The following is a 12,043-nucleotide window of genomic DNA, read 5'->3' on the forward strand; positions in this document are numbered from 1 at the left end:
TAAATTATCATTTTTACTTCTCTTTTATATACTTTTCCAACCTCTTTATAGCCTCTTCCAATACTGGAATATCATGCACAATTGAAAATCTTACATACCCCTCCACTTGAAATGTAATTCCAGGTACAATCGCAAGTTCCGTCTTTTCCAGTAAATCAAGAACAAAATCAAATGATTTCATATTTTTAAACTTCTCAATATTCTTGTAAGTTGCAAAAACATAAAATGCCCCTTTAGGTTTTAAACATTCAAAACCTAATTTTTCTAGTCTGTTTACAAAATATTCCACTCTTTTTTTATAAATTTCAGAAATTTTCGTTGTATCAGAACATTTGTCAAGAGCAGCAATTGCTCCATATTGTGACAATGTTGAGGCACTTGTCACGTTGTACTGACTGACTTTCTTCACTTGATTCTGTAATTTTTCATCGGCAATAATATAGCCTAGTCTGTAGCCTGTCATTGAATGCGATTTTGAAAATCCATTAATTATAATTAGCTGTTCCTTAAATTCATCAAAAAATTTTGCAAAGGAAGTAAATTTCTCAAAAGTAATCGCTGCATAAATTTCATCACTTATCAAATAAATATTTTTATCTTTCAAAAATTTCACAATTTTAACCATTTCTTCTTCTTCAAGCGTAATTCCAGATGGATTATTCGGATATGTCAAAATTATTAATTTAGTCTTATCAGTAATTTTTTTTTCTAAAATTTCTTTTGTCAACACAAAATTATTTTCTTCCAAGTCAATAAATTTAGTTTTCGCCTCAGAAATCGTAATCAATGGCTCATATCCCACATACGCAGGTGTTGGAATAATCACTTCATCATCTTTTGCCAAAATTGTTTTCAAAACCGAAGCAAGCCCTTCCGTAGAACCGACTGTCACCAAAACATTTTGAGCGTTATAGTTTCCTGAAAAATTCTCGTTATAATATTTGGCAATCTTTTCTCTTAATTCTGGCATACCTCCCACAGGAGAATATTTTATTCTGCTATTTAAGGCATGATACGCCACAGTTTCCTTCACTTCCTGCGGAACATCGATATCAGGCTCCCCAATTGTCATATTTATCACATTTTTATAATTTACTAATCTTTCATGAATTTTTCTAATATCAGAAATTTCAATTCCTTCAATAATTGGATTTATATACATTTAAAAACCTTCTTTCTTACTTTATATTTTCAAATTTTATAACCAATTATATCATATTTTCGGTTTATTTTATAATTTTTATTAAATTCCCCATTGTCATTTTGTACTTTTTTTGATAGAATTAAGATATAGATTTAATTTGAAAGGAAATAAAATGGATAATAAAAATCAACAAATAATTGACGCCAGTATGATAATTAAAATTATTTATAAAAATAAATTTTTAATCGCTTTAACTACGATAATAGTTGTGATACTATCTACAGCTTTTGTTTTTGTGAACAAATCCTTTAAATCAGACATTACACTTTATGGAAATGATAAAGTACTTACTGAAATTGGAGAAAACTCACAATTTTCACTAAATTCCTTTGACTTTTACTCATACTTGAAAAAAAATTCAAAAACTTTGAGAAATGTGAATTTTCCAGAGGATAAATTCTTTAAGGAAATGACAACAAGATTAACAGCACAGTCAGAAAATAATGATCCAACAGTAAAAGTAAAATTCACTACAAATAACAAGGCTGAAGGAGAAAATTTTGCAAAAGAGTATCCAATACTTGCACAAGGCTATCTGCTTGAAAGAAAAAACAATTTTTTGGATAAACAAATAAAATTATTAGAGCAACAATATAGCTTTTTAACAAAAAACATTGATGTGCGGACTACAAAAGACTCTTTAACAGACACATTAGTATCAAGATTAGCATATTACCGTCTATTAAAAAATGACTCAAATCCAGTTGTTAAATATGTAAATTCTGTAACAAAACCTGCATTAAATAAAAAGCTGGTTATAGCTGGTTCATTATTCTTAGGATTATTTTTAGGAATTCTGATTGCATTTATGAAAGAATTTTCTACTACATTAGACTGGGAAGACATTAAAAAAAGAAAAAATTAATAAAATTAAAGGGATTATCTCGCATTCTGAGGCAATCCCTATTTTTTATTTTTAACCTATTTCAACCATTCTTCTCTTTCTTTTATCAAAAGTTACCATTTCAGTAATTCCAAATTCCTTTGCATATTCACCAGCTTCCTTTATTTTCATTCCAACATGTTCAGAATAATGTGAATCACTTGACAAAATCACAGGAATATCATATTTTTTCACATATTCCATAAAATCTCTATATGGAGTAATTTCTTTGATTGGATAACGATAAAATGTTCCTGTGTTTATATCCACAATCATATTATTTTTTTTCAAGCATTTAGCAGTACTTTCAAGCAAGTTATCAACATCTTTTTTTTCTGGAATATTCTTAAATAATCTCAAGTTAAACGGATGCCCCAGGATGTCATACATCCCTGTATTTGCCACATTCTCAATCTCTTTTGCATAATCCTTCCAAATCTGCACCAAATTCTCATCTGTAAATTTATGCTTCAAAGCACTAAAATCAAATCCCCATCCTTTAATAAAATGTATTGAAACAATCAGATAGTCAAAATCATATTTAGACAATATTTCCTTAACTTTCTCCTGATTTTTAAAATTACACACTTCTATTCCAAATTTTACTGGGTATCCTTTTGATTTTAACTTATCTATAAAATCTCTGTATTCATCCAATGTATGTACGAATTTTGTTTTCTGCTCAAGCCATTTTTTCTGGAAATTCCCAGTTTCACTATTATCCAAAATCAGCTCCTCATAATATAAATCCTTAAATTCCTTAAATCCGTGAGTATGTTCCGTTATTCCAATTTCTGAAAGCCCCATTTCCTTTGCTTTTTCAAAGAACGGATTCACATAATCCTCATCATAACTTCCATACTCAAAGTGCATATGATAATCCACTAACATGATATTCCCTCTCTTTCTATACAATTAATTTCTTTAATTTTGAACTTATACAGTTAAGTTTAATTGACAAATTGTAACATTTAAGTACACATTTAAAGAGTTTTATTATATTTTAAAATAAAATCATATATAAAGGAAAAAGCCATTCCAAAATTTATCATTTTGAAACAGCCTTCCTTTAAACAAAAAGTTAATTAATCGATTATTGAGAAATTACATTTGTTGCTTGAGGTCCTTTTGGTCCTTCTTCTACATCAAAGCTTACTTCTTCACCTTCGTTAACTGTTTTGAATCCTTCTTTATTAATTTTTGAGAAATGCAAGAAATAATCATTTCCATCTTCTCCTGAAATAAATCCGAATCCTTTTTTGTCGTTAAACCATTTTACTTTACCTAACAAAGTATTACCTCCTAAAATTTTATACCTCAAACAACTGTTACTGTTACAAATATATATTTTTTGTTACACTTACTTGCTTTTGGTTATCTATTGTTATTATACCACACTTTTCTAAAAAAGAATAGCTTTTTTTCTCAAAAATTTAATTATTTTTAAGAATTTATTATAACAAAACTCTTGTAATTTCCTAAAAAACAATATAAAATATACACTGAGAATAAACTTAAAAGGATGTGGTAATTTATGAATTTAAAAAAACAAATGTTAATTAGTACATTTTTAATATTAGCAATAATGAGCTGTGGAAAAAAAGAAGCGGCTCAAAATGAAGATCAGGATGAAATTCAAATTGAACAGCAAAGTGCCGACACTACAAATAATAATTCTCAATCCAACCCACAGGAAGCACAACCAGTTGTAGAATCTTCTGAAAATATTAATGAAAATGCTAACAATCAACCTCCTTCTCAAGTAAAACCAGAAGAAGTGAAATCTAGCCAGACTTTACAGCATGTAGATAGACTTATTGGTAAAGAAATCCCAATGGAAGATAGAATTTTAGTATTTTCTAAAGAAAATAACCAATACAAGATAACTTATAAAGGTGAATCTGAAAATGGAATGCAAGTTGATACTAAAAACTTGACTTTCAATGAAAAAAATGACAGCTTAACAGACGGCACTTATACATTTAAGCTAAATAAAAATAAATTAGGCCTATACGCTGGAAATCAATTCATATTTACAGTTGATTAATTACATTAAGTTAATCTTTAAAAATTTACTCAAGCAGTTAAATTATATATTTTTTATAACTGCCTGAGTTTTTTTATACTAATAATAAATCTTATTTAAATAATGAAGATATTAAAAATCTTTTTTATCAAAGTATTAAAACCTAATATTTATGTAATTTCCTTAAAAAGTAGTTCTAATTGGTTTCAACTACTTAAATAATAAATGTATGAAATTAGAAAATTAATAAATCTCAATTTTTTATTCAATTGTAATTTTTCTTGGAATTACTCTTTTTTTCTGAGAAATTTCTCTATCTTTTCCTAAATTTTCTAAAATTTTAACTAGATATTGGTAAAGCTCTTCATTACTATAATTTTCATTTTCCATCTGTAACTTTAAATTAATATACGCTATTATAATATCTCTTTCCACATTTCCATTTAAGCAATTTACATAAAAATTAACATCATAAATATCCAAATTTTCCTTTTTAGAAGCCTCTTTCCCAAACAATTTCAAGATTTTAGGGTGAAGTGTTCCTAATTCATGTCTTGAAGAATATTTTGTATTTATCAGCTCCAGCAAATTAAAATCACGTCTTAAATCTATAAAACTATTATAATCATTTCTAAGTTCTGCTCCAACTCTTGTAATAAATCTCGTTATCTCAATTTCTCCGATTTTTTTTCTTCCAGTATTTTCAAAATTCTCATAGTTTATTTCTAATTGATTGTCTAAATCAAATCCAATTTCAACATCATCTTCATTTTTTATTTCAATATTTTTTCGATTATTTAAAACTTCTAACGAAAAATCAGCACTTCTAACATAAAATTTTCTTTCTTCAAAACCTGAAAATAGTTTTAATTTTAAAATATATCTATTCTCGATTTCAGGCATATCAAATTTATAATCCTCATTCATCCAAAAAATTTTTCCACTGCATTTCACAATTCCTTTTGTTATTATCACTCGTTTGCTTTCTGCATCCGTAATAAGATTAAATCCTAAAATTATTCCGTCTTTTCTATCCAAATACAATAGTTCTGTCAATTCTGCTGGATTATCCCTCAACAAATCAAGCGCCTGCTTGCTTATCACTTGCCCATGCCCAAATATAGGATATTTATTCTCAATCATCTTTCCCCCATTTTTTTATTTTACTAATTTTTATTAATTTCAACTTGTAAATTTTTCAGGTTTCCGGCAAAAGTTATATTTAATTGGCAAATACCATTATCTACATCAATTATATGGGATAAGTCATCTCCTTTTTGCATGATTCCATTTACAAATTTTGTATCTTTTAACCAGACTGATTTCTGACTTTCAGGATTTGTACTGAAAAACATATTTAACTTATCTTCTTTAAAGTCTGTCGTTGTAAATCTTAACGTTCTTTCAATATATGTTGTTGTAAGTGTCTTATAAAGCGGCTCATACCCTCCATCCAGATTTTTTAACAAAGTTCTTGCCTTATACACAACTATATTCCGTATTTTTTCACGTGACACATTTGCATTATCTGATGAAAATACAAATCCATAGTTAAACTGATTTATTCTATCCTTTATTGTATTTGTAAATCCTGATATTTCCTTGGACATTGTTGTTTTTGCATGATAAGAATTGTCTTTTTCCTCAATGTCAAAACGTACTCCCGGATATTGTGGCGATACATTTGAAAATCTTTCCTTTAGATAATTTGGACATTGTGTGGCACCAATTATCCCTGCTGCCACATAAGCCGCATCAATATACACTCCTTCTATCCAGAATTTTAACAAATCCTCCTGTTCTTTTGAAAGTGATACCCCTGTTTCTTCTTCAAATTTCATTTTATAATCCAGCATAACACCCGATTTATCCTTTGGAATTATCGTAAAATTAGGGATTACTGGGATCAAATATTCAGAATATCTCTGATTTTCAAGAATTTGAGTTTTTTCAATATATTTATCTACACCTGTTGTAGCAAGATTATCAAACGAAGTTTCAGGCTTCCCTTCAAAACTAAAAAATACTTGAACTCTATATTCTGCTAATACAGTCATTAAGTTTGTCAATACTTCAATTGTATTTTTTTCAGTTTTCTCTTCATTCTTCGTTCCCATAAATCTTTCACGAACTTTTTTCTCAGATTTTTTCGTATCCAAATCAACATTCGGATAAATTCCAAACCATACCGTGTTATCAAAATCATTTTTTTCATTAGTTGTGTTCAAAAACGCACGTAATTTATCTTTATTTCCAGCTTTTACGACCATTTCAGGCTTTACATTTGTAATTAAAAGAGTCGGTTTCATAAGTCCCATTCTTACATCATACTGTTCAAAAAACATTTTTACACCTAATATTTTTTCAATCAAAGGTTTTGCAATTTTTATAAAATCTTCCTGTGCCGATTTATAAAATGCCAAATAATTATTATAATTTTCAACTTCCTGTTCAGGATCAACATCTACAAATGTCTTTGCAAGCGGTACAAATGTTCTGACAACTAAATCGCTGATATATTTATTCGGCTCATCTGTCACATTTTCATAGTCATCCCTAAAAGCCTCAACTAAAGCTGTTGTATTTTTTTCTTCAATCAGTGCAAGAGCCGTCTGATTTTCCTGCTTATACTCAATTACTTCAAGTTCCCCTTTTTCTCCCACTTGTAACATTCCAAGTTTTATTTTCTCAGACTTAAAATTATTGGTATCACTTCCAATTAAAAGTCGAGTTTTTATGTCTTCAATCGCAAGTGGCAACATTCCAAGTACATTGCTGTAATTTTCTGAAGCTTCTTCAAACTTTGAATTAAGTTTATCCCCTAATTCCAGTTTTTTAGGATTTTCATCATCTAGTTCTTCATATTTCTGATAAATATAAGCAATCTCTTTTCTTGTCTGCTTAATATCCTCAATAACTTTTTTTGGTGAAATTAGCTCCAAAATATTTTCAAACTTAAAATCTACATTCCTGTTCCCTTGCGACTTTCTAGCCTCAATCAATGTACTAAGCATTTTAAAAAACGTATTCCCATTATTAATCTTAATTTCTGTCACCAAATCCTCAGGTACTCCCTCCGGCTTTTTCAAAATATACTTAATACTCTGACTCTCTGCATCAAAATAACTGTACACCTTTGGATCAAATTTTTCCAAAAATTCCTCAAAACTCCCAACTAAAAGGTGCTTGTTAATCTCAATAACATTCTCATCATCCAGCGAATCCATATCCCTCGCATCATTAATAAGCGTCAAGATATCCATTTTCTCTGGATTAATTTCCTCAAATAAAATCGTTCGATTAGTCTGATTTATAACATTTTTATTCCCCATTTTCATTTTAAAATTATTCTTAGCATCATATAAAAATTAATTACTGGCTATCAACTTTTTGCAATCCGTTTAAACTACTTTTATACAATATTTCAAATAACTTTATTTTCCCCCTTCTTTATTATTTTTAATTTAATTTTAATTAATATAATGATACACTATAATCAAGATTTTGTCAATATCATTATTTTCAATTTTATTTTTAAATTTTATTCTGTATAATAAACATTTTCTCCTTCACCACTTATATCCCCATTTTCATGAAATGTCAAAGAGCCCTTTATTTTCCCGTTTTCATAATATTCAACATATTTTCTTTTCCTCTTCTTGTAAATTATTTCAAAATGTATTCTAAATTTATCATTCATTTTAGCACCTCTCCTTAATCTTTTTTAGAGCCATCTTTATAATCTAGACATTTTTCTTCTTCTCTTATATCGGAATTTATTTTTTATCAGTTTTGCTATCTTCTATTCAGAAATATCTTAAAAAGCACAAAATAACCTAATTATTATATTTTTTAAAGCATATAACTTAATTTGTTTCCTCTATTTTTATAATCTTGATAATGTTGACTTGCTGTCTTACCAAATCTAAATTGAAAATGTGGTTTGTCTTTAAACTTAATTCCCCATTCTGCACCAAATTTTACAGCTTCATTATTAAATAACTTATAATCTTTTTCTCTCCAATATGCTTTTCCATTTTCTATTGTACAGACATCAACAGCTAAACCATAATTATGATAACTATACCCTGCTTTAACCCATGTTACTACAGGCCCTTTTGTTGTTCTTCCTTTTTTATAAAGTTCATTTTGCTGAGCGTGACTCCTATATCCATCTGTGACTCTCATTCTTATTTTATATTTATCTTCCATAAAATTTATCAAATGTTTTACTGTACATCTTATTCTAGGATCTAGTTTTTCTATTCTTTCGTTAGTAACCTTATCCCAAGTATCTCTACAATCCAATTTCTGATTTTCATGCGGACAAGTTAAACAATTTTTCTTTTCACTTTCTTTTGGATTTAAAGTTGGAATCTGTTTTGAAGTTGAAATATTTGAAATATTATTTTTACCCTTAACATTATTTTTTTGTTCCGCAGGTTTAATATCAGGAACCTTCTCTAATCCGCTTTTTATAGTTTGTGTATTATTTTGTAAATTTTTACTTTCATTTCCATTAATCTTAGTTTCAGAATTATTCTCCACTTTTTTATCAACACTATTACTCGCACTTATTCTACTTGATGAACTATGAGTATCATCCCACACTCCTTGGCTAAACGGACACACTGCCACACTTTTTCCATTTTTTCTTATAGCATTTAATATATCTCTTGCAGTTGGAACGTGTTTTGTAGAAGTATAAAGCATTTTCCCTATTCCAATCCAGTTTGATATATCTGATGATTTTATTCTTTGTTTTGGAACTGCTTTTGCCTGTTTTACATTATTTTTTATTTTGTAGTTTTGTAATTTTATTTGTTCTGTATTTGTAGTGTTTATATCACTATTTAATTCTGATTCAATCAATTTTTTTGCATTTTCTGTTATAGTTAGATTTCCAGCTCGCATTAAATAACCATAAGTTATTACTGGGAGCATTTTTGCAGAATAGAAATTTTTCCTTTCATAATCACATAGGCTTAATCCGTGATTTTTTACTACTCCTTTCGTATCAAATTTAGGCTCTGACTTTTGTTTTACATTTTTATAAGCTTCTTTGAATACGGTATAGATTCTTTTTCTTAGATATTTTTCTTTTTCTGTAGTAACTTCTTGATTTGCAATTTGCATTTTTGCTTTGTTTATCTTTATAAAATTTTCTTTATTTTTCTTTTGAGACTCACTTAATTTTCTCATTCCAAGCATATTTTTTACATCTTTTGAAAAGTAAGAACGCATATTGTCCATTACTCCAGCTTTATATTTTTTCCATTTAGCATATTTTTGTGCCTCTTTTTTCAGCTGTGTCTGCATAAAATTATTATTTATATCGCTACAAATATTTATTAACAGTTTATATTGACAATCTGCATCTCTCTCAGCTTCCTTAACTTCTTCCGTTTTGGTAACTGCTGTTCCTACTTCTTTTTGTCCAGCATCATCAATACTTATTATTCCACCGTGCATACATTGTATAGTTGAAATATCCAGTAATGCAGGCCTGTCTCTTACTTTCACATCTGTATTTTTCTCCCATGTCCCTATTAATGCTGGCTGACAAATCCCGATAGCACTACATGATTTAAAAGGCTGAATATTTGTATCATTTATATTTGCCTGCTTTGCTCCTCTAAGCATAACTCTATCTTCATTTATTATTAGCCTGCTTATATCCTTTCCAAGCGTGCATTTTAACATGCAGTTAGTATTTACAAATAATTCTCCAGTAGGATTTATAATATTCTGCAAATCATAAAATGATTTATAAAACGAATACAAGTCCATAGAATCAATATTTGATGCATAATCTCGCAATTCTTTGCTATCTTTAAATAATCCCAAAATAATGCTTTTATCTTTCTCAAAATCTGAATCATCCCTATAATTTTCATAGACTTCATCAATCAAATTACTTATTTGTCTAATATTTCGTACTTTTATTGCTGATTTTGAAGTTATCCAGTTATTAAGAACAGTAGTTACCCTTATATCTTTTCCAATTTTTTGAAGCCTGTCAAATAGTCCCATTTCACTTTTCGAAGGTAAATCTATTCCCTTGTGTTTTTTTATATACCATAACAGATAATTTCTAACTATATTACTATCTCTATATTTATGATTATCAAAATACTTAATTTCATTTTCTTCCTTAAATCCAGTCTGAACCTTCAAAAATTCAATTATTATATTGTCAATTAACCTTCTTGATAAAGGAAACTGTCTGACTCCATTTTCATCTATAGAATATGTTTTTTCGTATTCTAATACATTTTCTCCAAGTTCTCTTATCAAATTTTCACATCTTGATTTTTGCAATTCTGATGGCTGTTTTTTACTGACTTTTATAATAATTTCATCAATATCCTTTATTCCTTGTATATATTTATCATATTTTTCAGGTAATTGATTTTTTTCAATCTTAACTTCCTCATCTTTTACATGTATCTGAATCACACCTTGTATTTTATCCACATAATCATTTTGCTTCTTAAATTTATTTACAGGCTTTTTATCAGGAAATTTAATGTATTTTGCTGAATATTGGCTAATTACGTATTCCAGCGACTCTATGCTAGTTTTATTTGGAATAGGGTACGAATAAATATAATAAACTATATCCTGTATCCGCAAAACTTCATTATTCTCTTCTCTTCCTCTCAAAATATCGAATCCATGCTGTCTTATTACATTCCCAATATTTTCGTTGCCTTTTGTTGCCTCATCATACATTTTCAAAATAATATTTATATCTTCCTTATTTTCTTCCAGCACCTTTTTTCCAGTCTTAGTTTCCAAATATTTTACATAATCCTGATTATAAAGATTTTCATCTTGAAATTTAGCCTTCAGTCTCTTTAGAATAGACTCTTCAGGATTTACAAAGGCTAATTCAGGAGCTTTTCCATTTTCAGATCTGTCTCTTTTATACTCTTCGCTATCCCAAACTTCCTCAAATTTCTGTCCATTAAATGTGAATACTCCCACTTTGCTGGTATTTTCAACATTTTCTATTTTTGTAGTATTTGAGGTTGAAACAGATTTTTGCATTTGTACTGGTTTTGATTGAGAATTATTTGAAATATTATTTTTAGGTTTCTGCTGAACTGTAGCCTGTTTATTTATATTTTTATTATCAGTCTGAGTATGATTTTTCTCCACAACTTTATGTCCAACTTCACAATTATCCTTGAATCCAATAATTACTGATAAGTCATGTCCTGCTAAATTTTCAGCATAAAGCAGTGAAGGCATGGAATTTCCATCTACTGGTATTCCCCATACTCCTTTAAAGTTATTTTCCAAAGCATTAGACATTGCACCTTGTCCACATAAATGCGATGCTGCAAGCATTCCAGATGATGTAAGCAAAAAACTTTTTCCTCTCAAATCTTCTGCTTTATAGCCTTGATTTCTTTTTTTCATTATTATTGTTTTTACTCTTGCTTCAGAAGCTGTTACTTTTCCTGGTGCTTTGTAAACTGCATTTCTAGGAACTGCTACATTTTTACAAATTTTATCCTTATGTTTTTTCAAAGTTGCCCATCTCATTTTTACAGAACGCATAATTACTTCATCTTGTGCTGCTGGAGTATTCAAAAAACTTTGTTTTCCTGTTAACTTCCATTTTGTGGCACCTTCACCAATAAATCTGGCATTTGCCCAAGTTGATCCTTTTGGTAGCCATCCCATATCCATCAAAACATCAGTTCCTATTTGATATTTTCCAATATAGTATTTTTGGTCTGCTAAATCATATTTTCCTCCACTTTCCAGCTTGGCTAATTTTTCAAAAAATGCAACCGCACTATCCCCAATATCTACTCCATTAAATTTTCTATTTACCACAATCAATTTCCCCCTTTAAATCTTAAAACTTTCACAAAATTAATTTTATCAATTTAAATAAAATTATTACATTCCTTCT

At 28.7% G+C, this 12,043-nt stretch carries 9 protein-coding genes; 2 read left to right on the forward strand and 7 right to left on the reverse strand.

Translation table 11 applies throughout. The features are described 5' to 3' along the window. Nucleotides 1–13: 13 nt before the first annotated feature. Nucleotides 14–1,162, reverse strand: a complete 1,149-nt coding sequence (locus AB8B23_RS08750) for a pyridoxal phosphate-dependent aminotransferase (protein ID WP_369712422.1) — start codon at nucleotides 1,160–1,162, stop codon at nucleotides 14–16. Between the two features lie 154 nt (nucleotides 1,163–1,316). On the opposite strand from AB8B23_RS08750, the gene AB8B23_RS08755 reads away from it, so the two are divergent. Beyond that, on the forward strand, nucleotides 1,317–2,069 hold the full coding sequence (locus tag AB8B23_RS08755; RefSeq protein WP_369712423.1) for a lipopolysaccharide biosynthesis protein: 753 nt from the start codon (nucleotides 1,317–1,319) through the stop codon (nucleotides 2,067–2,069). A gap of 51 nt (nucleotides 2,070–2,120) precedes the next feature. Here AB8B23_RS08755 and AB8B23_RS08760 read toward each other — a convergent pair whose 3' ends face one another. Beyond that, a complete protein-coding gene (locus AB8B23_RS08760) occupies nucleotides 2,121–2,978 on the reverse strand; it encodes a histidinol-phosphatase HisJ family protein (RefSeq protein ID WP_369712424.1) in 858 nt (285 codons plus the stop codon). Between the two features lie 202 nt (nucleotides 2,979–3,180). Further along, a complete protein-coding gene (locus AB8B23_RS08765; protein ID WP_015769847.1) occupies nucleotides 3,181–3,378 on the reverse strand; it encodes a cold-shock protein in 198 nt (65 codons plus the stop codon). Between the two features lie 243 nt (nucleotides 3,379–3,621). On the opposite strand from AB8B23_RS08765, the gene AB8B23_RS08770 reads away from it, so the two are divergent. After that, the gene (locus AB8B23_RS08770) at nucleotides 3,622–4,134 is read left to right on the forward strand and encodes a hypothetical protein (protein WP_021743086.1); all 513 of its coding nucleotides are present in this window, start codon (nucleotides 3,622–3,624) and stop codon (nucleotides 4,132–4,134) included. Nucleotides 4,135–4,374: 240 nt separating this feature from the next. Here the strand turns inward: AB8B23_RS08770 and AB8B23_RS08775 are convergent, their stop codons facing one another. The 4 genes from AB8B23_RS08775 to AB8B23_RS08790 form a co-directional block, all read right to left on the reverse strand. Next, on the reverse strand, nucleotides 4,375–5,256 hold the full coding sequence (locus AB8B23_RS08775) for a hypothetical protein (protein WP_369712425.1): 882 nt from the start codon (nucleotides 5,254–5,256) through the stop codon (nucleotides 4,375–4,377). 23 nt (nucleotides 5,257–5,279) lie between these two features. Continuing rightward, on the reverse strand, nucleotides 5,280–7,445 hold the full coding sequence (locus AB8B23_RS08780) for a transcriptional regulator (protein WP_369713927.1): 2,166 nt from the start codon (nucleotides 7,443–7,445) through the stop codon (nucleotides 5,280–5,282). 209 nt (nucleotides 7,446–7,654) lie between these two features. Beyond that, a complete protein-coding gene (locus AB8B23_RS08785) occupies nucleotides 7,655–7,813 on the reverse strand; it encodes a hypothetical protein (RefSeq protein WP_369712426.1) in 159 nt (52 codons plus the stop codon). Between the two features lie 152 nt (nucleotides 7,814–7,965). Next, entirely contained in the window at nucleotides 7,966–11,964 is a 3,999-nt protein-coding gene (locus tag AB8B23_RS08790) for a PAAR-like protein (protein ID WP_369712427.1), read from the reverse strand. Nucleotides 11,965–12,043 lie beyond the last annotated feature (79 nt).

This window comes from Leptotrichia sp. HSP-342, from assembly GCF_041199995.1.
Taxonomy (GTDB): domain Bacteria; phylum Fusobacteriota; class Fusobacteriia; order Fusobacteriales; family Leptotrichiaceae; genus Leptotrichia; species Leptotrichia mesophila.

Coding starts and splice junctions, on each gene's coding strand:
- AB8B23_RS08750 (WP_369712422.1), bottom strand. CDS start 1,162: ATGTATATAAATCCAATTATTGAAGGAATTGAAATTTCTGATATTAGA.
- AB8B23_RS08760 (WP_369712424.1), bottom strand. CDS start 2,978: ATGTTAGTGGATTATCATATGCACTTTGAGTATGGAAGTTATGATGAG.
- AB8B23_RS08780 (WP_369713927.1), bottom strand. CDS start 7,445: ATGGGGAATAAAAATGTTATAAATCAGACTAATCGAACGATTTTATTT.
- AB8B23_RS08755 (WP_369712423.1), top strand. CDS start 1,317: ATGGATAATAAAAATCAACAAATAATTGACGCCAGTATGATAATTAAA.
- AB8B23_RS08775 (WP_369712425.1), bottom strand. CDS start 5,256: ATGATTGAGAATAAATATCCTATATTTGGGCATGGGCAAGTGATAAGC.
- AB8B23_RS08785 (WP_369712426.1), bottom strand. CDS start 7,813: ATGAATGATAAATTTAGAATACATTTTGAAATAATTTACAAGAAGAGG.
- AB8B23_RS08770 (WP_021743086.1), top strand. CDS start 3,622: ATGAATTTAAAAAAACAAATGTTAATTAGTACATTTTTAATATTAGCA.